The following is a 23244-nucleotide window of genomic DNA, read 5'->3' as shown; positions in this document are numbered from 1 at the left end:
GATGATCCACCAGCCCTCTGCCGAGAACTCCGATGCGATGATCCGCTTGCAGAATGTCGAAAAATGGTACGGCAATTTTCAAGCCTTGCACGACATCAATCTGGATGTACGCAAGGGAGAAAAGATCGTTCTTTGCGGACCGTCCGGCAGCGGAAAATCGACGCTCATTCGGTGCATCAATCATCTGGAAACCTACCAGAAGGGCGAAATCCATGTCGGCGGCATTCTGCTCGGCCATGCGGGCAAATCCATCGATGCGGTGCGTCGTGAGGTTGGCATGGTGTTCCAGCAGTTCAATCTCTTCCCGCATCTCACCGTGCTGCAAAACTGTATGCTCGCGCCGATGCGCTCGCTTAAGACCAGCAAGGCAGACGCGGAAAAGAGCGCTAAAACGCTTTTGAACCGCGTGAAAATTCTGGAGCAGGCCGACAAATTTCCGTCGCAGCTTTCAGGCGGTCAGCAGCAGCGCGTCGCCATCGCCCGCGCGCTGTGCATGAAGCCGAAGGTCATGCTCTTCGACGAACCGACCTCCGCGCTCGACCCGGAGATGGTCAAGGAAGTGCTCGACACCATGGTCAGCCTTGCGGACGAAGGCATGACGATGATCTGCGTTACCCATGAAATGGGCTTTGCACGGCAGGTGGCCGACCGCGTGATCTTCATGGCGGAAGGCGCGATTATCGAACAGGCTTCTCCGGACGAATTCTTCGCCAATCCGAAACAGGAACGCACGCGCAAATTTCTGGGCGAGCTATTGCATCACTAACAGTATCAAAGCGACGTTCCGCCTGTGCCGGCACCGGAGACTGAGCGGGACAGCGAAGCGCCGGAAACGTCGCGCAATATCTGGATGAGCATTTGCAGCGATCCCGAACTGACCGTGTCCGTCCGCATTGTCAGGCCCACCGGGCCGACAGTTTCGCTGGTATCGATCGGCAACATGACCAGTTTGCCTTCGGCCACATCGCGCGCGACGACACCTTCGGAAATGATCCAGATCGCGTCGCTGTCACGAACAAAAGCGCGCCCGAAAGCATCCGAAACAGTTTCCACCTGAATGGGCAGCGCGCCGATGCCGTTGGCGATCAGCAGTCGTTCCACAAAGGGGCGGATGATCGAATTCTGCGTCGGCATCAGCACCGGATAATCCGCCAGATGATCGAAGACAGGTCGCCCGTCAGTGAGCGGATGCCCTGCCCGGACCAGAAACCGCACTTGTTCGGAATAAAGATGCTCGAAGGAAAAGCCGGTCATCTTTTCCGGCGCGGCCAGACGCCCGACAACCAGATCGAGATCGCCAACGCGCAATTGCTCCAGCAGAACCGCATTCTCGCCCGTGACGATCTTCACACGACTGCCCGCCTTTTCCGCCAGAAACAGGCTCATGGCTTTTGGCATGATGCGCGTGGAAACGGTCGGCAGAGCGCCGATACGGATCGGCGGGCCGGAACCGTCCAGCTCGTGCGAGACGGAATCGAGCCCCTGCCGCAAGGCCGTCAACGCCGTTCCCGCATGGCGCAGAAACACCTCCCCGAAACGCGTCAGGCGAATACCGCGACCGTCACGCTCCAGAACCGGAACGCCCAGCACATCCTCCAGCTCACGGATTGTTTTGGTGACGGCGGGCTGGCTGATATTCAAAATCTCAGACGCCTTGACCACGCTCTTCTGCCGCGCCACTTCAACGAAGGTGTGCAGATGGCGAAACTTGATCCTGTTCCCGATCACGTGATTAGATAACCTATAAGTTATGATTTCGACTGATAATATCATTTTACTTAACCAATTGGAAAGCGCAACAGTGCTGATCAAGAGGAGAAAGCCGTGCAATTCGCCAACGTAAATGACGTCGTGCTTCACTATGATTTGCAGTGGAGCGGGGATGAAAAGCCTGTTCTGGTTTTCATCAATTCGCTGGGAACCGACATGCGCATCTGGGATGATGTTCGGGCAAAGCTCGGCAACGACATCCCGACGCTGGTTTATGACAAGCGCGGACACGGCCTTTCCGATATCGGCAACACCCCCTACTCCATCGCGCTTCTGGCGCAGGACCTGATCGCGCTTCTCGAAAAGCTGTCGATCCGCCGCGTGGTGTTGTGCGGCCTTTCGGTCGGCGGTCTGATTGCGCAGGGTGTCTATGCCGCCCGCCCCGATCTCGTCGCGGGCATGATCCTGTCCAACACCGCACACAAGATTGGCACTGCGGACATGTGGAACGCCCGCATCGACGCAATTTTGCAGAACGGTCTGGCAAGCATTCTGGACGGCACCATGCCGCGCTGGTTCACCGACGATTTCCGCAAGCCGGACAATGATGCCTTCCGCGCCTATTGCAACATGTTCGCGCGCCAGCCGCTCGATGGCTATGCGGCCACCTGCGCGGCCCTGCGCGATGCCGATTTCACGGATGCAGCGAAGGCGATTTCCGTGCCTGTGCTATGTGTCGTCGGCGATCGGGATGGCGCAACGCCGCCTGCGCTCGTCAAGGAACTGGCAAGCCTCGTGCCCAGCGCGACTTTCGCTGAAATCGCGCATAGCGGCCATATACCCTGCGTGGAACAACCGGACGCCTATGTCTCGCTGTTGCGCGATTTTCTTTCAACCCGCCTTTCAAATTAAGCTTCCAGGGAGAATAACCATGGGTGACACTGCCGAGCGCTCCGAGCGTTACAAGCTTGGAATGAGCGTCCGTCGCTCGGTTCTTGGCGATGCGCATGTGGACCGGGCATCGAATGGTGCCACGGGTCTTGATGCACCGTTCCAGGAGCTTATCACCGAGACGGCATGGGGAACGGTCTGGTCGCGTCCGCAGTGGACCAAGCGCGAGCGTTCCATGGTAACGATTGCGCTTCTGGCCGCACTTGGCCAGGACGATGAAGTTGCAATGCATATCCGCGCCACGAAGAATACCGGCGCAACCAAGGACGACATCTGCGAAGCTCTGCTGCATGTTGCGATTTATGCGGGCGTGCCCGCATCGAACCACGCGTTCAAGATCGCCAAACAGACCTACGCACAGATGGAAGCGGAGGAAGCCGAGAAATGAAAAACACACCGCCGGAAACGAGCCCCTTTTTCGCTCGCGATCTGACCATGCATCCACCGGCCTATACGCCGTGGTACAAAACATCCGTTCTGCGTTCGCCCACCCGCGCGCTGCTGTCGCTGGAAGGCACCAAGAGCGAGATTACCGGCCCGGTTTTCGGGCATGGCATGCTGAACGAACTCGATAACGACCTGATCCGCAATTATGCGCGCCCCGGCGAAATGCCGGTCGGCCCGCGCATTCTGGTGCATGGTCGCGTGCTGGACGAAAGCAATCGCCCGATTCCGGGTGCGCTGCTCGAATTCTGGCAGGCCAATGCCGGTGGTCGCTACCGCCACAAGAAAGAAACCTATCTCGCCGCCATCGATCCGAATTTCGGCGGTGTTGGCCGTACCATCACCGATGAGAACGGCTATTACTGGTTCAAGACGATCCAGCCGGGCGCTTATCCGTGGCCGAACGGCGTCAACGATTGGCGCCCGGCCCATATCCACTTCTCGATCTTCGGACATGGTTTCGCGCAGCGTCTGATCACCCAGATGTATTTCGAAGGCGATCCGCTGATCTGGCGCTGCCCGATCGTGAAGACGGTCCCTGACAGAAGCGCTGTCGAGCGCCTCATCGCACCGCTCGACATGAATGCGACCCTGCCAATGGATATGCTGGCCTACAAATTTGACATTGTGTTGCGCGGACGCCGCTCAACCTTCTTTGAAAACCGTCCGGAGGGCAACTGATATGGTACAGCCACTGGGTTATCTCAAGGAAAGCGCATCCCAGACCGCGGGCCCTTACGTCCATATCGGATTGACGCCGAATTTCGTCGGCATCCATGGCGTCTTCGCGGAAGATCTCGGAACGAGCCCGCTAACCAACGACAAGACGCTGGGCGAGCGCGTGACCATCAAGGGTCGCGTTCTTGACGGCATAGGTGCGCCGCTGCGCGATGCGCTGGTGGAAATCTGGCAGGCCGATGCCACGGGACTGTACAACAGCCCTTCGGAAACCGGCGGCAAGGCCGATCCCAATTTCCGTGGATGGGGCCGCTGCCCAACCCATATGGAAACCGGCGAATTCACCTTCGAGACGATCAAGCCCGGTCGCGTTCCCTTCCGGGACGGACGCCTGATGGCCCCGCATATCCTTTTCTGGATCGTCGCGCGCGGCATCAATCTCGGCCTGCACACACGCATGTATTTCTCCGACGAGGCCGACGCCAATGCGGAAGATCCGGTGTTGGCGCGCGTCGAGCACCGCATGCGCGTCCCGACCTTGATCGGCCAGCGCGAAGGTGACATCTATACTTTCGACATCCACTTGCAGGGCGAAAAAGAAACCGTCTTTTTCGATATTTGACGCATGAGCATTTCGGTATTCGAACATCCGTTTCTGGCGGGACTTTTTGGCGATGACGAAGAGATTTTAAGTCTCTTCACCGCGGCTGCGGATATTGCCGGAATGGTCCGCTTCGAAGTGGCGCTATCGGATGCCCAGGCTTCGCTGGGGATTATCCCCAATGAAGCCGCCAATGCGATCAGGCTTGCAGCGGAGACTTTTGAACCGGACCTGTCCGTTCTTGAAAGCGGGACCGCACGGGATGGCGTCATCATCCCGGCACTCGTCAAGGAACTGCGTCAGGCGACCGGTCCGGAATTCGCGGCCCAACTGCATTTTGGTGCGACCAGCCAGGACGTTATCGATACGAGCCTGATGCTGCGGCTGCGTGAGGCAAACGCCATTTTACGCGGTCGGCTGCAACATTTGTCCGACCGCTTCAAATGGCTTGATGCGACCTTCGGCAAAAATGGCCTGACGGCCTATACCCGTATGCAGGCCGCCATACCCGTCACGGTTTCAGACCGCATCACGAGCTGGCGGGCGCCAATCGCCGATTATGAGCAGAAGCTCGCCGCTCTCGCCTTCCCGCTGCAATTCGGCGGAGCTGCCGGAACGCTGGAAAAATTCGGCGAAAAAGGCCCTGCACTGCGCGCCCTTCTCGCAGAAAAACTTGGCCTTCGCGACCGACCGCAATGGCAAAGCCAGCGCGCATTTATCGCCGAGTTTGGCAGTCTTCTGTCGCTGATCACTGGCACGCTTGGCAAATTCGGACAGGACATCGCGCTGATGGCCGAGCTTGGGGCAGAGCTTTCCCTGTCGGGCGGTGGCGGCTCATCCGCCATGCCGCATAAACAAAACCCGGTGGGTGCTGAAGTGCTGGTCAGCCTTGCCCGTTTCAACGCGGTTCAGGTTTCGGGCCTTCACCAGTCCATGGTGCATGAGCAGGAACGCTCGGGCGCGGCATGGATGCTGGAATGGATGATCCTGCCCCAGATCGTGACCGCCACCGGCAGCGCGCTCAATCTGGCCTCGGCGCTCGTGGACAAGATCGTGCGCATCGGTATCGAGTAAACACCTCCTCTTCGCATCAAAATTCGACCCTATCGCCGTCTGAATACGGAACCATTTGTGTTTTCAGGCGTTTAGATGCGTTGTTCCATACGGAGGGTTGCACATGAACATATTGAAAAAGGCATGCGCGGGGACCTTGGCGCTGGTCTTTGGTATCACATCTATCGTTCCGAGCATGGCTGCGCCGATGAACCTTGAGCGTCCTGCGCTTAATCAGAATGTCGAACAGGTTCGCGATGATCGCCGTCCGCCGCGGGGCCATGCCCAGCGTCATAAACGTCCGCCGAGCAATGCCCACAGGCCAGGCCGCCCGCCGCATCACGCCAACAGGCCGGGCCGTCCGCCACACAGCAGCCACCGGCCTTCGAACCGCCCCGGCTACTGGCACGGTCATCATGGCTCGCGCTACTATCGTAACGGTTATCGCCGCCACAGCGACGGCTGGTGGTATCCACTGGCAGCCTTCACCGCCGGTGCGATTGTCGGTGGCGCGCTGAACCAGCCGCGTGTTGTGCACACCAACAACCACGTGCGGTGGTGCCAGAACCGTTATCGCACCTATCGCGTTTCGGATAACACCTTCCAGCCGAACAGCGGCCCACGCAGACAATGCGTTTCGCCCTATCGGTAAGCGAACGATCAATGAACAGAAAGCGCCCTGCGGGGCGCTTTTTATTGCCTGGCGATATGCTGAAGGCGTTGTGGCAACAGTGATCGCAAAGCAACCTGTCGGCACATCTTTCTTCTGGACGCTTTGTTCAAACAGGAATAAGCAATCTCGACGTCCGTCCTGCCCACAATTGAGAATTTCTACAATTCGATTGCTTTGCGACATGACAGACGGTTTTGGAACATGCGTAGCAGAAAAAATGTGCTGAATTCGCTCTGCAACGCCGGTTCATCTTTCGCATGTCGGACCTTATCGCGTGCCCGCAGCATCCATTGTGCAGGCGGCTTTAGGCGTTCGACACAAGACCGAGTTTGACCCCGAGTTTGACATGTCGCAGACGACCGCCCCAGAGAGCCCCGTAACGAGCCCAACCCCTTCCAACGCTCAGTCGTTTGGTCAGCGCTGGGCCATGCCAATTCTGGTGGCCGGTGGCTTTGCCATCGCCAGTTCGCCGATTTTCGTTCGCCTCTCGGAAGTTGGCCCGCTTGCCACCGGATTCTGGCGCGTGGCGCTGGCGGTCATCCCGCTCATGCTGATGAGCGGACGTGAGCGCGGTGACATCAAGGACAATGCGCGCCTCACCCTCACGGACTGTCTGCTGCTTACTGTGCCTGGCCTGTTCATCGCTGCCGATCTCGGCGCGTGGCATTTGTCGCTGCATTACACATCGGTCGCCAATGCGACGCTTCTCGCCAATATGGCCCCGATCTTCGTAACGCTTGCGGCATGGCTGCTCTATAAGGCACATGTCAGCCAGTCGTTCATCATCGGGCTGGTCGTTGCTGTTCTCGGCGTGGTCGTGCTGAAAGGCGGCCCCGGCGAACTCCTGCATTCGCAATCATCCGGCGATGCGCTCGCGCTGCTCGCGGCGGTCTTCTATGCCGGATACATTCTATCGGTCGGGCGCTTGCGCAACCGCTTTTCGACCATGCGTATCATGCTTTGGAGCAGTGCCATTGCAGCAATCGTATCGCTGCCGGTCGCCTATTTTGCGGAAGGGCAGATCATGCCCACCACGCTCTATGGCTGGCTTGTGCTGGCGGGCCTTGCATGGCTCACCCATGCCGCCGGACAAAGCATGATCGCCTATGCTCTGGCCTTTCTGCCCGCTTCCTTTTCGTCGCTCACCTTGCTGCTTCAGCCGGTGGTGGCGGCGTTCCTCGCCTGGACTATTCTGTCCGAGCCGCTCGGCATGATGCAGGGGCTTGGCGGCGCGATTGTCATTGCCGGTATTCTCATCGCCCGCAGGGGATAAAAAAAGCCCCGCAAGAGCGGGGCTTTTCCATCTCTAGACTTACCGATTATTCGGCAAGCCATTCCTTGATGCGGTCCGGGTGGTCGGCGATATATTTATCGACGGCCTTCTCGTAAGACGTCTGCTGCGCATCGAACATTGCCGATTCAAGTTCGTTGATCGGAATGTCGATCTTGGTCAGCAGCGCCGCGACCTTCGGGTTTTCTTCCTTGAAGCCCTTGCGGACAATGGCGTCCACATGCTCTGCACCGCCCAGCGCGCCTTCAGGATCGGCAATATAGCGCAGCTTGTACTTGCCGAACATCCAGTGCGGGCTCCACGACGTTGCCACAAACCAGCCGTCCGAACGGGTTGCACGGTCAACCGTCGTCAACATGGCCGCTTCACTCGAAATATTGAGCTTGTAATCGAGCCCGTATTTCTTGATCGCTTCCTGCGACAGACGTGTCAGACCGGCGCCCGGATCGATACCCTGAATTTCGCCCTTCAGCTTTTCCTTCACTTCAGGCTTCTTCAGATCGGCAATAGAGCTGATCTCGCTTTCCGGGATGTAATCGGGAACGATCCAGCCAAGCTTTGCACCTTCATAGAGCGGTCCGAGATTTTCGACCTTGCCCTCGATGCGCTTGTAATAATCAGCGTGGGTTTCCGGCAACCAGGCCATCAGCATGGCATCGATATCGCCTCGGCTCACGCCCTGATAAAGCGGTGCAACATCGGTCTGCACCAGCTCGACCTTCTGGCCGAGATTGTCTTCGATCAGCTTCTTGGTCAGCTTGGTGACGAACTCGGCATCGGACCACGGGGCCCAGCCGATCTTTACCGTCTTACCGTCCTGCGCAAAGGCCGCGCCCATTGTCATGGTACCCGCCACCACTGCAGCCAGACCGAAACCTGCAAGTTTCTTCAACATGCCTACTCCTTTTCGATTGGATTCAGTTCCCGTTTTATTATTCTTTGGAGCGCATTTTTGCCCGAAAACCGGTTCCCACTTTTCGGAATGCGCTGCCGTTATTTTATTGTTCTGTCTCATGCTTCCTGCTTGCGAAAGGATGAGGCAGACTGTGTGTCTGCCGCCTTTCTCATTGATGCCAGCCTCTTGAAGAAGCCAGTGCCATTTCCCTTGCCGAAGCTCTGGGTGATGCGGTCGAGAATGACCGCCAGAATGACCACGGCCAGACCGCCTTCGAAACCAAGACCCACATTGAGGCGCTGGATACCGGTCAGGACCGTATTGCCAAGACCGCCGGCACCGATCATCGACGCGATGACCACCATCGACAGGGACAGCATGATTGTCTGGTTCACACCGGCCATGATCGACGGCATGGCGTTCGGCAGCTGCACCTTGAACAGAAGCTGTCGCGACGTACAGCCGAAGGCCAGACCCGCTTCGACGAATTCCGCGTGGACCTGACGAATGCCGAGATTGGTCAGGCGCACCACTGGCGGCATGGCAAAGATCACCGTTGCAATCGTGCCGGGTACAGCGCCAAGACCGAAAAACATCGCCGCCGGAATAAGATAGACGAAGGCTGGCATTGTCTGCATCAGGTCGAGCACCGGGCGCACGATCGACGCCACCATGTCGCTGCGCGCCATGGCGATACCCAGCGGGATGCCGATCACCATCGCAATAACGGTCGATGCCAGCACCAGCGACAGGCTTTCCATTGTGCCACTCCACAATTCCATGTGGATGATGAGCGCCAATGCGAGAATGGTGAAAATCGCGAACTTCCAGCCAACGCGCCACAGCGCGAGCAAAGTGAGGATGGCCACACCGGCGACAGGTGGGATTGCGATGAGAGCGTTTTGAATGCCATCGGTCACAAAACCGATGGCCGCTGCGATTATATCGAGTGCAGGCGTGAAATGGTCGAGAATGTAATTGACCACCACATCAGCCGCACCACCAACACTGAAATTCAAATCCATGTTTTACCGTCCATTTCCGTATTTCTGGACTGGGTGGGAAGCATTTCCAGCAAAAGTGCGAAGCGATTTTGCGTCCGGAAATGCGTCAATAAATGCATGCGAGAAAAATCTGGAGGCGGGCAATCAGCCCGCACGACCCAAAGTTTCAAGCAATGACGATTTGCTGATCGCGCCAACATAGCGGTTCTGCCGGTCGGTGACGGGCATCGGCCAGGGGCTGGCTGCAACCTGCGTCAGCAGACCGGACAACGGCGCTTCCGCCTCGATGGCGGCCACATCGTCAAGTCGCGTTCCGGCTTCGGCGACAGCGCCTTTGGCGAGCGCATCCCGGCTGACAAGGCCACGATAGGTGCGGTCGGCATCGACCAGCACGCCAAACACCTTGCCGCTGGCATCAAAACGCTCCAACGCAGTTGCAAGCTGGTCCGGTTCGAACACGATCAGTTCATCCTCACGGGCGACATCAGCGGCCTTGAAGACACGCGACACATCCACATTGCGGAAGAAGGACCGGACATAATCGTTGGCAGGCTCCGAGACGATCTCGTTCGGTGTGCCGACCTGTACGACCTTGCCGTGCTGCATGATGCAGATACGGTCGCCAATGCGCATCGCTTCATCAAGGTCATGGCTGACGAAGATGATGGTGCGGCTGTGCTGGGCCTGAAGGCGCTTCAACTCGTCCTGCATTTCCGTGCGGATCAGCGGATCGAGTGCGGAAAACGCTTCATCCATCAGCAGGATGGTCGGCTCGCTGGCCAAAGCCCGCGCCAGACCGACGCGCTGCTTCATGCCGCCAGAAAGCTGGTCCGGCATGCTGTTGGCATAAGGTTCAAGACCGACGGCGGCGAGCGCGCTCAGCGCCTTTGCGTGACGCTCGGCTTCACCCATTCCGGCCACTTCAAGGCCGAAGGCGGCGTTGTTCAGCACCGAACGATTGGGCAACAGTGCGAATGACTGGAAAACCATGCTCATGTCGCGGCGGCGAAGGTCGATCAGCTCGCGCTTCGTCATTTTGACGATATCGCGGCCTTCAACTTCGATGGAACCAGCGGTCGGTTCGATCAGCCGATTGAGCAGGCGCAGGAGGGTCGACTTGCCCGAACCGGACAGACCCATGATGACGAATACTTCGCCTTCATAAATATCAAAACTAGCATCGTCGACGCCAATGGTGGCCCCGAGATCGCTGTAAATCTGCGCTTTTGACTTGCCCGCGCGCAACGCTTCCATTGCACGCTCCGGGTCGTCGCCGAAGACTTTAAACACGCCATTCAAGCTTATCTTTGTCTTAGCCGGCGACTTCATACTTTCATCCTTGTATAAAATACCATGCATTAAGTTTAACCCCGCTGTGCTGGCGGACTTAATCTCCTTTTCAAGATTGATAAAACTTCATTCCAGCGCAAATTGCGCACACACGATCTGCGTTCCGCGAACGAAACGCATGGAATGATTAGCGAAAGATTGCCTGATTCTATATAGGTCATTTCCCGACATGTCCACCCACAGCCGTGAATTCATCCAAGCGCACCCATCCCCTTTAGTGATTTTTTGAAAGGTTGCGCGACGAAATATGCAGGCTGGCCGGGGCATTTTTAAGTAGGTCGAAGTCGGCCAGCATGAGGACAATAGTAGTCCTCCGCCACTCAATTGCACGAACGGCCTGCGACAAATATGCCATCAGCTGCGACATCGGCCCGATGACTATAGATTGAAGACGAAATAGCTATAATTTGAGAAAAACAGTATGATTATACTATGGATCGACATGTATTCGTCTATACATGAAAATAGGCGCAAACCGGCCTCATTTGCGCCCAAAAACACCTGAATCCGCTATTTTTTAGCGATATCTCATATAACCGACGAAGCCCGTAATTTTCCAACGCGTGCCATCGCGACGGCAGAAATAAAGCGTCTGCCAGTTGAGGCGATCGACCGAGCCATCTTTTTTTGCGATGGTGCCGTAAAATTTTTTCCGCGCAACTGCGACATCGCCCGTAATGTCGATAACGCTGAGATCGGTAGCGCGGAAAATGCCCTCTGAAAGAGATTCGGCAAATTCCGTCGCAGCACTCTCCGCCGCCTGTCGCAGCCACTCGTCGCGATAGGCCGCCAATGTCGGAAATCCGGCATCCCATTTATCGGGATCGGCTTCATGATGCGCATGAATGCCAAGAAAGCGGATTTCGTCGAAATCATCGGCCACCAGCGCCCAGTCCTGATTGACGAAAGCATCGATATCACGCCGCACCAGCATGTCCCAGATCTGTGCGCGATCCTGATCACCATCGAACGGATTGATCGTTCCCGTCATCTTCATCCCCTTGCTTGTCGCGGCTCTCTGTGCCTCGGCTATATGCATTACAATGATCTCAGTCGCCCAGCGGCAGACGCGGATCGTCGATTTTGAGCGTGTTCAGGCTATGTTTGATCCGGCGCAGGTTTTCCAGCACCTTCAGCCCGCGCGCCTCGGCTGTCGCTGTGGCGATCATGTCGAGAATGGCAAGCAGCGCAAAGCGCGAGGACGTCGGCTTGTAAATATTCCCGTCCTCATCAGCCTGAAACGGAATGATCCTGTCCGCCGCCCGGGCAAGATCGGAATCAGCCGCTGTAATGGCAATCGTCACGGCCCCATATTGCTTCGCCACCAGCACCGCCTCCACCACGGAGCGCGCAAAGCCCGAAACCGAAAACGCGATCACCGTCGTTTCGGGCGTAGTGACCGCGGCATACATGGGCTGCAACTGGCCATCCACCTGCGCGCTGACCGGAATGCCGAGACGAAACAGCCGGTTCTGCATTTCGGTCGCCAGCATGGAGGAGATACCGCCCGACCCCAGACACAGAACAGGACCACCAGCAGCCAATCGCTCGGCTGTTTTCATCACCCCGGCCATATCCAGCCCATCGCTCGCGCGCTGGATCGCGGCGATCGCAGCATCCGTTACCGCTGTCGCAATGCGGCTCTCGCCGATGTCGCGAGCGGGGAGTTCAGCGGTCAGGTATTGGCCGCCAATGGCCAGTGCCTGTGCCAGAAAGAACTTGAACTCACGCACCCCATCGCAACCGAGCGCACGACAAAAGCGCGTCACCGTCGGTTCGCTCACACTGGCCCGCGCGGCAATGTCGGAGATCGCGGCTTTTGACGCATAATCCGGATCGGCCAGCACCAGCGCAGCCAGTTTGCGGTCGGATTTTGATCCGTCCTGCGCCACGACATGCAACCGCGTTATGATATCGGCAACCTTGCTCATGACAATCAGCGCGGCAAGCCGCTGCCCTTTCCCATCGGCCTAGTTCCCTCCGAGAATATCGTCGATGAAAGGCCTGCTGCCAGCAGTCAACCCGGCATCGACCGGCAGGATCGCACCTGTAATCCCCGATGCGCGATCAGAGGCCAGAAAGGCCACCGCCTCCGCAACCTCACGCGTATCAACGATGCGCCCCAGCGGATAAAGGCGCTTCAAGCGCTCCAGCACGGCAGGGTTCTGCGCAATGCGGTGATCCCAGGCAGGTGTGCGGATTGATCCCGGACACACGACATTGGCGCGCACGCCCTTTTGTCCGAACTCGACTGCAATGGCCTTGGCGAAAGCGTTGATCCCGGCCTTCGCGGCTGCATAGGCCGGGTTGCCGAAATGCAGGACGGCATTGACGGAAGAGATAAACACGAAGACGCCCCGCCCGCGTGCCGCCATAGCCTGCGCCATGACGTTGGAAAAGCCCGCCACGGCTGTCAGATTGAGGTCGATTTCCGCTTCGATCTTGCTCTGGACAAGACCGTCGAATGTTTCCGCGCGCGTCCAGCCCGCATTGTTGATGACGATATCCGGCAGACCGTCCGCAGCAATGATTTGCGCTGCCGCTGGCTCCAGCATGCTGCGGTCCAGCAGATCAAAGGCATGGCGGCTATGAAGCTCTTCCGCCGTCAAATGGTCCAACGTCGTATCGCAGCCGATGACACGCGCGCCATGCGCTGCAAACAGCTTCACAAGCGCACTACCGACGCCACCGCCTGCGCCGGTGATCAGAACCGATTTTCCTGCAAATTCGCCCGCATGCGCCATGCCATTCCCCGTCGTGATGACGGCTTTTAACTGGTTTGCCGCCTTGATGTTTGCAGCAGCGTAAGAGCGAGAATGTAAGTTTGCAACAGAGATTTTTGCTCAACAGAGCCAATAATGTAATAAAATGACAGAACCACCTTTGGCGCGTCAGCGAGGGCGGGACTATGCGCCGTGAAACGAAAAAGGGGAGCCAAACCGGCTCCCCTTTTCTCGATAACGCGGCTTATTAAGCCCGCTCGATCACGATTTTCAGCACATTACGGTCGCCGTCCCAGTAAGGCAGCGCCTGTTCGGCTTCGTCGAACGGAAACACTTTTGAGATGAGCTTATCGGCATCTGCGCCGAGCTTTTCCAGATGTGCGACAACGGCCTCGAAATCAGTCAGCGTCGCATTGCGCGACCCCATAATGTCCAGTTCCTTCAGGTTGAAGAACTGGGTCTGGTAGGTCACCGGCGATTTCGAATAGCCGACATAGACCACGCGTCCCGCAAAGCAGGCAAGGTCGACCGCCTGCGTGAAGGTGATTGGCAAGCCAACCGCTTCGAAAGCGACATCCACGCCGTCGTCTCCGGTCAGTTCCATGACCTTTTGCACGACATCTTCGCCGCTCGCCAGAACATGCGTTGCGCCGAATTGCAGCGCCAGCTCGCGCTTTTCCGCGCTCGGATCGATGGCGATAACCTTGGCGCCACGCGCCACCGCGCCGATCAGCACACCCATGCCGATCATGCCGCAGCCGAGCACAGCCACCGTATCGCCCGCCTCGACGCGACCGCGCGCCACGGCATGGAAGCCCACCGACAGCGGCTCGACCAGCGCCAGATGGCGCGGTTCCAGCGTATCGTTCAGGATCAGCTTTTCAGCAGGCAGCACGATCTGGTCGGCCAGACCGCCATTCTGCTGCACGCCGAGCGTTTTGTTATAGCGACAGGCATTGAGCCGCCCCTTGCGGCAAGACGAGCACTCGCCGCAATTCGTATAGGGCAGCACGATGACCCGCTTGCCTGCAGCATAAGCCGCATCGACGCCCGCACCGGCCTCGATGATTTCGCCGCCGATTTCGTGCCCCGGAATACGCGGCAGCTGCACCAGCGGATTGAGACCCTTGAAAGTGTTCAGATCGCTGCCGCACAGGCCGACATGGCGCACCTTGACGCGCACATGACCGGGCAGCAGCGGCGCTTCATCGATCTCGGCGAAGCGGGTTACGTTTTCGCTCTCGATACGCAGAGCTTTGACCATCGGATATTCCTGTCGATTACATATTGAAAGATGCAGATCAGGTGACGGCGCCCACCTGCCATGGCACAAATTCATTGTCGCCATAGTCGTAGATTTCGCTCAGCGTCTTTTCGCCGGAGGCGGCCGCAATGATATATTCGAAGATGCGCGTGCCGGACTCTTCAATGGTTTCCGCGCCGGTGACGATGCCGCCGCAATTGATATCCATGTCTTCCTTCATGTGCTCGTACATTTCGGAATTCGTGGCGATCTTGATGCAAGGCGAAGGCTTGAAGCCCGAAACTGAACCACGGCCCGTCGTGAAGCAGATGACATTGCAGCCGCCAGCCACCTGACCGGTCACGGCAACGGGATCATAGCCCGGCGTATCCATGAAGACGAAGCCCGGCTCGGTGACCGTTTCAGCGAATTCATAGACGGCCTTGAGCGGCATGGAGCCGCCCTTGGCAACTGCACCGAGCGACTTTTCCAGAATGGTGGTCAGGCCGCCAAGCTTGTTGCCATGCGATGGATTGTTGTTGAGTTCGTCGCCGTTGCGCGCGGTGTAATCGCGCCACCAGTCAATGCGCTGCAACAACTTTTCCGCCACTGCAGGCGTCACAGCACGGCGCGTCAGAAGATGCTCTGCGCCATAGATTTCCGGCGTTTCTGCAAGAACAGTCGTGCCGCCATTGCGCACGATAAGGTCCGAGGCATAGCCCAGCGCCGGATTGGCCGAAATGCCGGAATAGCCGTCCGAGCCGCCGCATTCCAGCGCCACTTTCAGCTTCGACAGCGGCTGCTTGGTGCGCACCGCAGAATTGACCAGCGGCAGCATTTCCTTGATCTCGGAAATCGCATGATCGATGGTCTTGCGCGTGCCGCCATGCTGCTGGATCGTCATGGTGCGCAGACGCGTGCCTTCTTCCATGCGGTAATGTTCGAGGATCGGCGCGATCTGGTTGGTTTCGCAACCAAGGCCGATCAGCAGGATGCCGCCAAAATTCGGGTGCTTGGCATAGCCCTGAATGGTGCGGATCAACAGGCGATAGCCTTCCGACTTGGTGTTGATCGCGCAACCGCTGCCGTGCGTCAGCGCGACGACGCCATCGACATTGTCGAAACCATCAAGACCGCCCATGCGGTTGAAATAGTCGGCGATATAACGCGACACAGTGGCCGAGCAGTTCACCGACGAGATGACGCCGATATAATTGCGCGTGCCGACACCGCCAGCGCCGCGATCATAGCCCATGAAATGGCGGCGTTCGGCTTCCGGCAGCATGCCGCGTTCTTCGATATCGATGGAGAACTGGTGCTCATGTTCGGAAGGCAGCATGGCGAGGTTTTGCAGATGCACATGATCGCCGGCTTCAATATCCTTGGTGGCAACACCGATGACCTGTCCGTATTTCAGAACTTCCTTGCCTTCGGGAATGGCGCGAATGGCAACCTTGTGGCCACGACCGATCAGCTCGCGGGCATTGATGCCCTCCAGCCCGATGGGGTCGCCAGCGCGAACGGAAATGCGCGCAACCGCGACGTCGTCGGATGGATGCAGCAGGATGACCGGCGTTGCAGCCGGGGAAACGGAAATATTCATATGTCTGACCTCACTCCCAATTCATGTCGCCGCGAATGACCTGTCACGCGGCTCGTTATCCATCCAACGCTGTTTGGATTGCTCCAAATGCGTTCGCATGGCTGCCTGCGCCTGAAGCGGATCCCTCGCCTCCAGCGCCGCATAGATGATTTCGTGCTCTGCCAAAGCCAGAACCCACGTATCGTTATTCTCAAACCGCGTCCTGATCTGCGACGTCAGCGGGCTGTGCCGCTCGTCGAAGAGGTCGCGGATGATCCGCACCACCACCGAATTGCCCGCCTGTTCGGCCAGCAGCAGGTGGAACTGCCGGTCAAGCTCCATCGCCCGGCGGTCGACATGCACATTGGCCCGCATCTCGTCGAGCGTCGCGCGCAATGCGGCAAGCGGCTCCGGCGTCATGCGCGCACAGGCCATCACCACCACGCTGCCTTCAATCAGCTCGCGCGCCTGCATGATTTCCAGCGGGCTTTCGCCAATGGATACACCTTGCGTAACGACACGCTTTTCCGGATCGGCATTGACATAGATGCCGGAACCCATCCGGATTTCGACATTGCCGGCGATCTCGAGAGCGATCAGCGCCTCACGCAGCGACGGGCGCGACACACCCAGTTGCTGGGCAAGCTCGCGCTCAGCCGGAAGCCTGCTTCCCGCCGGAAACTGCCCGTCTTGAATCAGATTTCTGACCCGGTCGGCAATCTGCTGGTAAAGCCTGCGAGGTTCCGCTGTGGCCGCAAAGTCGCTCATCATCACTCCCAAATTGGCCTTACCATAATTCCAGCCAACGGGAAGCGCAATATGCCTGAATCGGTGCGAAAATGCGGCAAATCGCGCAGCGCTCCAGAAAAATTCAACCCTATTTCTGCGGCCAGAACCTATTGGCTTGACCAATTTGGCGCAGATCGCGTAGCACTACTGTTACAAATTCGGGAGCATGCCATGCAAAACAAGCCAGCGATTCTTCAATTCGGCACCAGCCGTTTTCTGCTCGCCCATGCCGATTTCTTCGTCGCCGAAGCGCTGGCGACAGGTGATGCAATCGGCACGATTGCCGTGGTGCAGACAACGTCCAACCCGCAGAGCGCGCAACGCATCGCCGCACTGAATGAAGGCAAGACCTATCCCGTCGTGATCCGCGGTCTGGTCGATGGCAAGCCGTCGGAAACGGAGCACAACGCCAAGGGCGTGACCGCCGCTTATTCCGCACATACCGACTGGGCCGAGATTCTCGATCTCGGCGCGACTGTCCAGGTGATCCTCTCGAACACCGGCGACAAGGGCTATGAGCTGGACGCGAGCGACGACGCTTCGCTGCTCGCCAATCCGCAGACCCTGCCGAAGAGTTTTCCCGCCAAGCTGCTCGTGCTTCTGCACCATCGCTGGAAGAACAACCCGGAAGCACCGCTCTCGATTTTCCCGTGCGAGCTGATTTCCCGCAACGGCGACAAACTGCGCGCCATCCTGATCGGGCTGGCGCAGGAATGGAAGCTGCCGAGCGGTTTTGTCGAATGGCTGGAAACGCGCTGCATCTTTGCCAATAGTCTGGTTGACCGCATCGTCTCCGAAGCGATTGAGCCAGTCGGCGCTATCGCTGAACCCTATGCGATCTGGGCTATCGAACAAGCGCAGGGCCTGACGCTGCCATGCCGCCACAAGGATATTGTCGTGACCGACGATCTGGCGCGCTATGAGCGGCTGAAGCTTTATCTGCTTAATCTCGGTCATAGCTTCATTGCCGAACGATGGGTGAAGGGAAATCGCCCCAAAGACGAAATCGTGCTGGAAGCCATGCAGGATGAAACTATCCGCAGCGAGCTGGAAGCCCTGTGGCGCGAAGAAGTGCTGCCGGTGTTTGCAGCCGATGGGCTAGGCGACGAGGCGGAAGCCTATGTGGTTTCCGTTCGCGAGCGTTTTCTCAACCCGTTCCTGAAGCACCGCATTGCCGACATTGCTTCCAATCACGAGGAAAAGAAGCAGCGCCGCTTTGCTCCGATCATTGCCCGCGCGGAAGAACTGGGGCTTGGACTGGAACAGCGCCGCTTGAAAGCCGCTTTAAACTAGCACTACAGTTGCAAATTCGTCAGGCCGCGGCGAAACGAGTGATTTTTGAGCACCGGAGCGGAGCGTACTTAAGGGTACGTGAGCACCGGAGCGCAGGAAATTGCTCGTTGCAGACCGGCATCACGAAGAATGCAACTATAGTGCTAAGCTGTACGCAGCTGCAGCACCGGCGCTTCATGCACAAGCCCCGGTGCGCAATAGCGGATATGACAACCGCTGGCACCCATATGCTCGACCTCCACATCGACGCCAAATACGGAACGGATACGCTCCGCCGTTAACACGTCTCGTGGTGCGCCGAGCGCCGCCAGCCGTCCCTTGTCCATCACCGCAATGCGGTCGCAGAACATGGCTGCATGATTGAGGTCGTGCAGCGCGGCCACCACGGTCAGCCCGTTGGTCTGGCTTTGCTGGCGGACGAGATCGAGAAGCCCGATCTGATGACCAATGTCGAGGTGATTGGTCGGCTCGTCCAACAGCAAGATGCGCGGCTGCTGCGCCAAAGCGCGGGCAATATGCAGGCGCTGGCGTTCTCCGCCCGACAGCGTATGCCAGTTGCGTTTGGCCAGATGGGTCATATCCACATGCGCCAGCGCATGATCGACGATGGCGTCATCTTCAGCAGACCACGGTGACAGAGCGCCGAGATAGGGCGTGCGCCCAAGCTCCACCGCCTGTCGCGCCGTGATGCGCTCAGTCGTTTCCGCCTGCTGTTCGACCAGCGCCAGCAGCCGCGCAATCTCGCGGCGGTTGAAACGTTCAATCGGTGTTTCGCCGAGTTGCACCGCACCGCTGCGCGGACGCTTCAGACCTGAAAGCAGCGACAGAAGCGTCGTCTTGCCGGAGCCATTCGGCCCGATAATGCCGAGAAACTCGCCTTCAATCACCTCAAGCGAGACGCCGCTCAGGATTTCCGCGCCGCCCGCCATCCAGGAAACATTGTGCGCCGACAGCATCATGCGCGCGCCCTCCTCTGTCCGAGCAGCAGCGCAAAGGCCGGAGCGCCGACCAGCGCTGTCACAACCCCGATGGGCAGCACCTGTCCCGGCACGATAATGCGCGACACGATATCAGCCGCGATCATGAAGATTGCACCGATCAACGCACTAACCGGCAATAATGCGCCATGCCGCACGCCGACAATCATCCGCGCCGCATGGGGAATGACAAGACCGATAAAGCCGATGGACCCGACGATGGAAACCATCACCGCCGTCATCATGGCGCTGGCGCCAATCAGCACCGCATAGACGCGCCGCACCGGAATACCGAGCGAAGCGGCGGATTCCGCACCAAACGTGAAAGCATCGAGCGCACGGGCGTGCCACAGGCAGACGACCAGGCCAATCAGACAGGCAGGCAGCGCCAGCGTAACATCGGGCCAGCGCACGCCGGAGAGATTGCCGAGAAGCCAGAACATGATACCACGCGCCTGTTCGGCATTGGCCGCCTTTGTCACGATGAACGAGGTCAGCGCGTTGAAAAGCTGCGAGCCGGCTATACCGGCAAGAATAATGGCGCTGTTGCCGCGCCCGGCTTTCAGCGCCAACAGTGAAACCAGAACGAAGGCGAGTATCGCCCCGATGAATGCGCCGAGCGAAAGCGTGAGAACGCCAGCGCCGATGCCAAGAATGGCGACGCTGACGGCCCCGGTCGAAGCCCCGGCGGAGATGCCCAGAATATACGGATCTGCGAGCGAATTGCGCAGCAGAGATTGCAGCACAACGCCGGAAAGCGCCAGCGCCGCGCCGCAGCATGCCGCCACCACGGCGCGGCTGAGACGATAGCTCCATACGATCCCCTCATCGATGGGATCGAGCACATAGCCTGCATGCCACAGCCGGTTTGCGACGGTCTTCGCCACCACATCGAGCGGTATGGCGGTTTCACCAATCGCCGCACCAAACCAAAGGGCGGCAAGCAGCAGAATGAGCGCCAGAACCCCGGCGCTCACCTTGTTGCTGAAAGGAAGCCTTCCTATGGCCACCAAAGCTGTCATTTGTTGAGGTCCGAAGCAGCGATGGCTGCGGCCAGCGTTTCAATACCCTCAATCACCCGCAGCGATGTGCTCATCGACTGCGCATCTATGTCGAAGACATGACCGCCCTTGACGGCTGGCATCAGGCTTGTCACCGGATCGCTTTCGAGGAACTTGTGCTTCACGGCAATATCGTCCGCCGGATAACGGCGACGGTCCAGCTTGGCAGCCACGATCATCGACGGGTTGGACTTTGCAATCGTCTCCCAGCCGACCGTCGGCCACTCTTCTTCGCTGTTGACCACATTCTTGATGCCAAGCGCCGACAGGATATAGGCCGGAGCGCCAAACTTACCGGCGATATAGGGATCGGCGTCGATCTGCGTGCTGGAGAACCAGACCGCAGCGGAGAGCTTACCGCCGCTGGCGCCAATCTTGCTGCGTGCCGCTTCTTCGCGTCCCTTCAGCTCGGCAATCAGCTTTTCACCACGATCCTGCACGTTGAAGATCGCGGCCAGCTCGCCGATTTCCTGATAAACGACATCCATCGTGAAGGCCGCCGTGCGCACGCCATCGCCTCCGCCGGAATTATCCTTGCCGACGCAATCCGAAGGCGACGTATAGGCGGGTATGCCCAGTTCCTCGAATTGTTCCGGCTTGGCGACGATGCCGTTCGGTCCGACATGCCACTGGAAATCCGCTGTCACGATATCAGGCTTCTGCGCCAGAACGCTTTCAAAGCTCGGATCATTATCTGCCAGCCGCTTGACCTTGGCATTGACCTCTTCAAAGCCCTTGAGCACCGGGCCAAACCAGACCGCCGTGCCCACCACTTTGTCGCCAAGACCGAGGCTGTACAGAATTTCCGTGCTGCTTTGACCGACAGCCACCGCGCGCGTCGGGGCCTGTTTGAATGTGACGTCTCGTCCACAGTTCTTCAGTGTCAGCGGATAGTGCGTTTCTGCAGCCTGAAGTGCTGGCACGACTGCGAGCAATGAAAGAGCGCATAGCGCTGCGCGAAACGACGTCTTGCCGTGGAATGTCATGAGAATCCCCGAAATGATGAAAGATGTGGCCACGTCAGCAAGCAGCGGCGATAAGGCACCGTGAGCAAACGGAGATATCCGGGGATATGAATGACGATGTAAAAAAGCGCCTTGCAGCGCGATGTGCTGTCATAACCTGCTCCTGCTCCGGGCATCCCCGCCCGTGACAATGGATGATGGTGGGCTCAAGGCCCTATGACGGCAGGTCTCCTGGCTTGCGGATGGTCGCTTCCATCTGCCTTCCCGTGTCGTTCAGCTTTCGCCGATCAAACACAGTGGCATGACGCCTGTCAGCGTCACGAGGATGGACAGCAATCCGCTTACAGTTGCGGGGGCAGCCACGGTCTCGGTCCCTTTTCGGGTCGTCCTCACCGTGTTCCCTATTAATCCCCTTCACTCTCGGTCGGGGAACCGTCGTAACACTATTACGTTCCGATGCCGGAACGGTCAAGTGTTTCCATCGAGTTCTGACGCGTTTGGCACACATAAAGCCATGGTTAATAAAGTGTTAATATCACATTGATTTTATTTAATGTTTCAAAATGCTGCCATTCATCTTCCGTTCATTCGTCTCCCAATAGTGTCAACCCAACAGCAAAGGAGAACATGATGTTCAAAAAAGTCATTCTTGCAGCCGTAGCCCTTTCCTTCATCGGCGCGCCACTGGCAGCACAAGCGCAGGATTATCAGCGCAAGCCGGGTCCGCATCGCATGGAGCAGAAGCCACGCCCGTCGCACGGCAAGGAATTTGGCCGCAATGATCGTCGCGATCATGGCCGTCAGAACTGGTCCAAGGGCCAGCGTTACAATGATTGGCGCCGTCATCCGGAAGTCCGTGATTATCAGCGTTATGGCCTCCGCCGTCCGGGTCCGGGCCAGCGCTGGGTGAAGGTCGACAACCAGTTCCTGCTGGTCACCACCGCAACGGGCATCATTGCTGGCATTCTTGCTGGCCGCTAAGGGCAGCAAAGCCTGAAGCTATCGCCATTATGCAAAACATCGGCCAGAGCTTAGCTCTGGCCGATGTTTTTTGATCTTCTAAAAGCGCAACCGAAACCGGCTCATAGAACGCGCCCAGCGGACGCCTAAAACAGTCAGTGAAAGCAGTCTATCGGTTGCGGGCCTTCATCAATATCCAGACAAGGACCACCATCACGACCAGCCCGATGGCCAACCCCACAAGACCGCCATAAACTGCATCAGTGCTGCCGCCGATCAATGCACCAATGCCAGCCCCTAAAATCAGCAGGATAAGCGGCGGCAAGCATCCGACCATTGCGATGTCCTTGAAAATAACCTTCAAAGCCGCATATCTAGCCAAATTTACCGCAAGCGACAACGGCTTCACGGCGAGATTGTCCAATCCCGCAGTAAACTCAACGTGTTAGTGAAATGGCCTGGGAGAGAAATGGTACGGTCGGTTGGTATCAAACTATTCCATACACTATTGTTTTTATTATCTTATTTTAATTACGAACCCGAAATTGTAGCACAGTTTGTAACACAGTAAATTGCACGATTTGTAGCACGTTCATGCACGGCAATTTAGCGTCTTGACGACGAACTCCAATGAGAACAAAATGAGAACATCTAAATTAGCAGGAGGAAGCCATGAACGCTCTTGTGCAAAATTATGAAGACGAAATTCAGCAGGTACTCGCCTACCACAGGGGAGATGTGCACGCGGCTATTGAGGCGCTCCTGAAAGACCGTGACTTTCTGGCGCGCGAAGTCGAACTTTCTCGCCTCGCCATTACGCATGGCCAGCGCGCCGACCTATTTAAGAAGGCAGCGTGATGAAAACGTTCCAAGTCGCCTTACCCGAGGCTTACGCTGTTGATTTGTACTGAGAAGTGACCCGGCATTTGCGCCGAGAATTGACCCGCCTGTTAGTTATGTTTCGGGTCGATAGTAGTGGTCAAGTTCCTACTTTTCTCCTT

At 57.9% G+C, this 23244-nt stretch carries 25 protein-coding genes and 1 riboswitch; of the genes, 11 read left to right on the top strand and 14 right to left on the bottom strand.

All coding sequences use genetic code 11. From position 1 onward, the window contains the following. Positions 1 to 37 precede the first annotated feature (37 nt). On the top strand, positions 38 to 766 hold the full coding sequence (locus FHW00_RS02510; RefSeq protein ID WP_113533503.1) for an amino acid ABC transporter ATP-binding protein: 729 nt from the start codon (positions 38 to 40) through the stop codon (positions 764 to 766). Between the two features lie 5 nt (positions 767 to 771). Here the strand turns inward: FHW00_RS02510 and pcaQ are convergent, their stop codons facing one another. Next, on the bottom strand, positions 772 to 1728 hold the full coding sequence (gene pcaQ / locus FHW00_RS02505; protein ID WP_078336735.1) for a pca operon transcription factor PcaQ: 957 nt from the start codon (positions 1726 to 1728) through the stop codon (positions 772 to 774). Between the two features lie 96 nt (positions 1729 to 1824). Between pcaQ and pcaD the strand changes: the two genes are divergently transcribed. The 7 genes from pcaD to FHW00_RS02470 all read left to right on the top strand — a co-directional run bounded on the left by pcaD (position 1825) and on the right by FHW00_RS02470 (position 7383). Further along, on the top strand, positions 1825 to 2622 hold the full coding sequence (gene pcaD, locus FHW00_RS02500; RefSeq protein WP_078336734.1) for a 3-oxoadipate enol-lactonase: 798 nt from the start codon (positions 1825 to 1827) through the stop codon (positions 2620 to 2622). A 19-nt stretch (positions 2623 to 2641) separates the two neighbouring features. Next, a complete protein-coding gene (gene pcaC, locus FHW00_RS02495; RefSeq protein ID WP_078336733.1) occupies positions 2642 to 3049 on the top strand; it encodes a 4-carboxymuconolactone decarboxylase in 408 nt (135 codons plus the stop codon). Further along, entirely contained in the window at positions 3046 to 3786 is a 741-nt protein-coding gene (pcaH, locus tag FHW00_RS02490; RefSeq protein WP_113533405.1) for a protocatechuate 3,4-dioxygenase subunit beta, read from the top strand. Before pcaC ends, pcaH begins: the two co-directional genes overlap by 4 nt. Position 3787: 1 nt before the next feature. After that, entirely contained in the window at positions 3788 to 4405 is a 618-nt protein-coding gene (gene pcaG, locus FHW00_RS02485) for a protocatechuate 3,4-dioxygenase subunit alpha (protein WP_078336732.1), read from the top strand. Positions 4406 to 4408: 3 nt separating this feature from the next. Beyond that, positions 4409 to 5458: a 3-carboxy-cis,cis-muconate cycloisomerase gene (locus FHW00_RS02480; RefSeq protein WP_078336731.1), complete on the top strand. Its 1050-nt coding sequence runs from the start codon at positions 4409 to 4411 to the stop codon at positions 5456 to 5458. A gap of 103 nt (positions 5459 to 5561) precedes the next feature. Continuing rightward, positions 5562 to 6089, top strand: a complete 528-nt coding sequence (locus FHW00_RS02475) for a BA14K family protein (protein ID WP_078336730.1) — start codon at positions 5562 to 5564, stop codon at positions 6087 to 6089. Between the two features lie 367 nt (positions 6090 to 6456). After that, on the top strand, positions 6457 to 7383 hold the full coding sequence (locus tag FHW00_RS02470) for a DMT family transporter (RefSeq protein ID WP_113533404.1): 927 nt from the start codon (positions 6457 to 6459) through the stop codon (positions 7381 to 7383). Between the two features lie 46 nt (positions 7384 to 7429). On the opposite strand, the gene FHW00_RS02465 is transcribed toward FHW00_RS02470, so the two are convergent. From FHW00_RS02465 to FHW00_RS02425, 9 genes are all read right to left on the bottom strand, one after another. Then, positions 7430 to 8296, bottom strand: a complete 867-nt coding sequence (locus tag FHW00_RS02465) for a glycine betaine ABC transporter substrate-binding protein (protein ID WP_078336729.1) — start codon at positions 8294 to 8296, stop codon at positions 7430 to 7432. Positions 8297 to 8412: 116 nt separating this feature from the next. Next, entirely contained in the window at positions 8413 to 9321 is a 909-nt protein-coding gene (locus tag FHW00_RS02460; protein WP_078336728.1) for an ABC transporter permease, read from the bottom strand. A 123-nt stretch (positions 9322 to 9444) separates the two neighbouring features. After that, positions 9445 to 10629: a glycine betaine/L-proline ABC transporter ATP-binding protein ProV gene (gene proV, locus FHW00_RS02455; protein WP_078337060.1), complete on the bottom strand. Its 1185-nt coding sequence runs from the start codon at positions 10627 to 10629 to the stop codon at positions 9445 to 9447. Between the two features lie 538 nt (positions 10630 to 11167). Continuing rightward, positions 11168 to 11641, bottom strand: a complete 474-nt coding sequence (locus tag FHW00_RS02450; protein WP_078337059.1) for a hypothetical protein — start codon at positions 11639 to 11641, stop codon at positions 11168 to 11170. A 58-nt stretch (positions 11642 to 11699) separates the two neighbouring features. Then, the gene (locus FHW00_RS02445) at positions 11700 to 12581 is read right to left on the bottom strand and encodes a MurR/RpiR family transcriptional regulator (protein WP_078336727.1); all 882 of its coding nucleotides are present in this window, start codon (positions 12579 to 12581) and stop codon (positions 11700 to 11702) included. Positions 12582 to 12620: 39 nt separating this feature from the next. After that, positions 12621 to 13394, bottom strand: coding sequence for an SDR family oxidoreductase (locus FHW00_RS02440; RefSeq protein ID WP_078336726.1), 774 nt, complete (start codon positions 13392 to 13394; stop codon positions 12621 to 12623). Positions 13395 to 13620: 226 nt separating this feature from the next. Next, the gene (locus tag FHW00_RS02435; protein WP_078336725.1) at positions 13621 to 14637 is read right to left on the bottom strand and encodes a zinc-binding alcohol dehydrogenase family protein; all 1017 of its coding nucleotides are present in this window, start codon (positions 14635 to 14637) and stop codon (positions 13621 to 13623) included. Positions 14638 to 14674: 37 nt separating this feature from the next. Continuing rightward, on the bottom strand, positions 14675 to 16219 hold the full coding sequence (locus FHW00_RS02430) for a UxaA family hydrolase (protein ID WP_078336724.1): 1545 nt from the start codon (positions 16217 to 16219) through the stop codon (positions 14675 to 14677). Between the two features lie 21 nt (positions 16220 to 16240). Then, positions 16241 to 16966: a FadR/GntR family transcriptional regulator gene (locus FHW00_RS02425; RefSeq protein WP_078336723.1), complete on the bottom strand. Its 726-nt coding sequence runs from the start codon at positions 16964 to 16966 to the stop codon at positions 16241 to 16243. A 192-nt stretch (positions 16967 to 17158) separates the two neighbouring features. Between FHW00_RS02425 and FHW00_RS02420 the strand changes: the two genes are divergently transcribed. Next, entirely contained in the window at positions 17159 to 18280 is a 1122-nt protein-coding gene (locus FHW00_RS02420; protein WP_078336722.1) for a D-mannonate oxidoreductase, read from the top strand. Between the two features lie 143 nt (positions 18281 to 18423). Here FHW00_RS02420 and FHW00_RS02415 read toward each other — a convergent pair whose 3' ends face one another. Genes FHW00_RS02415 through FHW00_RS02405 form a run of 3 tightly spaced genes read right to left on the bottom strand, consistent with a single transcriptional unit; the run spans position 18424 to position 21304 of the window. Beyond that, complete coding sequence (locus FHW00_RS02415) at positions 18424 to 19239, bottom strand: ABC transporter ATP-binding protein (RefSeq protein WP_078336721.1); 816 nt, start codon at positions 19237 to 19239, stop codon at positions 18424 to 18426. Further along, entirely contained in the window at positions 19236 to 20279 is a 1044-nt protein-coding gene (locus FHW00_RS02410; protein ID WP_078336720.1) for a FecCD family ABC transporter permease, read from the bottom strand. Before FHW00_RS02410 ends, FHW00_RS02415 begins: the two co-directional genes overlap by 4 nt. After that, positions 20276 to 21304 carry an ABC transporter substrate-binding protein gene (locus tag FHW00_RS02405; protein ID WP_078337058.1) on the bottom strand — a complete coding sequence of 343 codons (1029 nt, stop codon included), beginning with the start codon at positions 21302 to 21304 and terminating at the stop codon, positions 20276 to 20278. The genes FHW00_RS02410 and FHW00_RS02405 overlap by 4 nt, the downstream gene beginning before the upstream one ends. Positions 21305 to 21487: 183 nt before the next feature. After that, positions 21488 to 21735: riboswitch (cobalamin riboswitch) on the bottom strand. Between the two features lie 178 nt (positions 21736 to 21913). Here FHW00_RS02405 and FHW00_RS02400 point away from each other — a divergent pair. Continuing rightward, positions 21914 to 22264: an RcnB family protein gene (locus tag FHW00_RS02400; protein WP_078336719.1), complete on the top strand. Its 351-nt coding sequence runs from the start codon at positions 21914 to 21916 to the stop codon at positions 22262 to 22264. Positions 22265 to 22412: 148 nt separating this feature from the next. On the opposite strand, the gene FHW00_RS02395 is transcribed toward FHW00_RS02400, so the two are convergent. Then, the gene (locus FHW00_RS02395; RefSeq protein ID WP_078336718.1) at positions 22413 to 22667 is read right to left on the bottom strand and encodes a hypothetical protein; all 255 of its coding nucleotides are present in this window, start codon (positions 22665 to 22667) and stop codon (positions 22413 to 22415) included. A gap of 248 nt (positions 22668 to 22915) precedes the next feature. Here FHW00_RS02395 and FHW00_RS02390 point away from each other — a divergent pair, with 248 nt between their 5' ends. Next, positions 22916 to 23101 (top strand): CUE domain-containing protein, encoded by a 186-nt coding sequence (locus FHW00_RS02390; RefSeq protein ID WP_078336717.1) that lies wholly within the window; start codon positions 22916 to 22918, stop codon positions 23099 to 23101. Positions 23102 to 23244: the final 143 nt, after the last annotated feature.

The organism is Ochrobactrum sp. P6BSIII (assembly GCF_014138065.1).
GTDB lineage: Bacteria > Pseudomonadota > Alphaproteobacteria > Rhizobiales > Rhizobiaceae > Brucella.
Note: the sequence above shows the minus strand (reverse complement) of the source record. Positions and strands in the feature narration are given on the sequence as shown.

Bases quoted from the DNA above. Each gene is read 5' to 3' on its own strand.
- FHW00_RS02510 (WP_113533503.1), top strand. From the start codon at position 38: ATGATCCGCTTGCAGAATGTCGAAAAATGGTACGGCAATTTTCAAGCC.
- pcaC (WP_078336733.1), top strand. From the start codon at position 2,642: ATGGGTGACACTGCCGAGCGCTCCGAGCGTTACAAGCTTGGAATGAGC.
- pcaH (WP_113533405.1), top strand. From the start codon at position 3,046: ATGAAAAACACACCGCCGGAAACGAGCCCCTTTTTCGCTCGCGATCTG.
- pcaG (WP_078336732.1), top strand. From the start codon at position 3,788: ATGGTACAGCCACTGGGTTATCTCAAGGAAAGCGCATCCCAGACCGCG.
- FHW00_RS02480 (WP_078336731.1), top strand. From the start codon at position 4,409: ATGAGCATTTCGGTATTCGAACATCCGTTTCTGGCGGGACTTTTTGGC.
- FHW00_RS02475 (WP_078336730.1), top strand. From the start codon at position 5,562: ATGAACATATTGAAAAAGGCATGCGCGGGGACCTTGGCGCTGGTCTTT.
- FHW00_RS02470 (WP_113533404.1), top strand. From the start codon at position 6,457: ATGTCGCAGACGACCGCCCCAGAGAGCCCCGTAACGAGCCCAACCCCT.
- FHW00_RS02465 (WP_078336729.1), bottom strand. From the start codon at position 8,296: ATGTTGAAGAAACTTGCAGGTTTCGGTCTGGCTGCAGTGGTGGCGGGT.
- FHW00_RS02460 (WP_078336728.1), bottom strand. From the start codon at position 9,321: ATGGATTTGAATTTCAGTGTTGGTGGTGCGGCTGATGTGGTGGTCAAT.
- proV (WP_078337060.1), bottom strand. From the start codon at position 10,629: ATGAAGTCGCCGGCTAAGACAAAGATAAGCTTGAATGGCGTGTTTAAA.
- FHW00_RS02450 (WP_078337059.1), bottom strand. From the start codon at position 11,641: ATGACGGGAACGATCAATCCGTTCGATGGTGATCAGGATCGCGCACAG.
- FHW00_RS02445 (WP_078336727.1), bottom strand. From the start codon at position 12,581: ATGAGCAAGGTTGCCGATATCATAACGCGGTTGCATGTCGTGGCGCAG.
- FHW00_RS02440 (WP_078336726.1), bottom strand. From the start codon at position 13,394: ATGGCGCATGCGGGCGAATTTGCAGGAAAATCGGTTCTGATCACCGGC.
- FHW00_RS02435 (WP_078336725.1), bottom strand. From the start codon at position 14,637: ATGGTCAAAGCTCTGCGTATCGAGAGCGAAAACGTAACCCGCTTCGCC.
- FHW00_RS02430 (WP_078336724.1), bottom strand. From the start codon at position 16,219: ATGAATATTTCCGTTTCCCCGGCTGCAACGCCGGTCATCCTGCTGCAT.
- FHW00_RS02425 (WP_078336723.1), bottom strand. From the start codon at position 16,966: ATGAGCGACTTTGCGGCCACAGCGGAACCTCGCAGGCTTTACCAGCAG.
- FHW00_RS02420 (WP_078336722.1), top strand. From the start codon at position 17,159: ATGCAAAACAAGCCAGCGATTCTTCAATTCGGCACCAGCCGTTTTCTG.
- FHW00_RS02415 (WP_078336721.1), bottom strand. From the start codon at position 19,239: ATGATGCTGTCGGCGCACAATGTTTCCTGGATGGCGGGCGGCGCGGAA.
- FHW00_RS02410 (WP_078336720.1), bottom strand. From the start codon at position 20,279: ATGACAGCTTTGGTGGCCATAGGAAGGCTTCCTTTCAGCAACAAGGTG.
- FHW00_RS02405 (WP_078337058.1), bottom strand. From the start codon at position 21,304: ATGACATTCCACGGCAAGACGTCGTTTCGCGCAGCGCTATGCGCTCTT.
- FHW00_RS02400 (WP_078336719.1), top strand. From the start codon at position 21,914: ATGTTCAAAAAAGTCATTCTTGCAGCCGTAGCCCTTTCCTTCATCGGC.
- FHW00_RS02390 (WP_078336717.1), top strand. From the start codon at position 22,916: ATGAACGCTCTTGTGCAAAATTATGAAGACGAAATTCAGCAGGTACTC.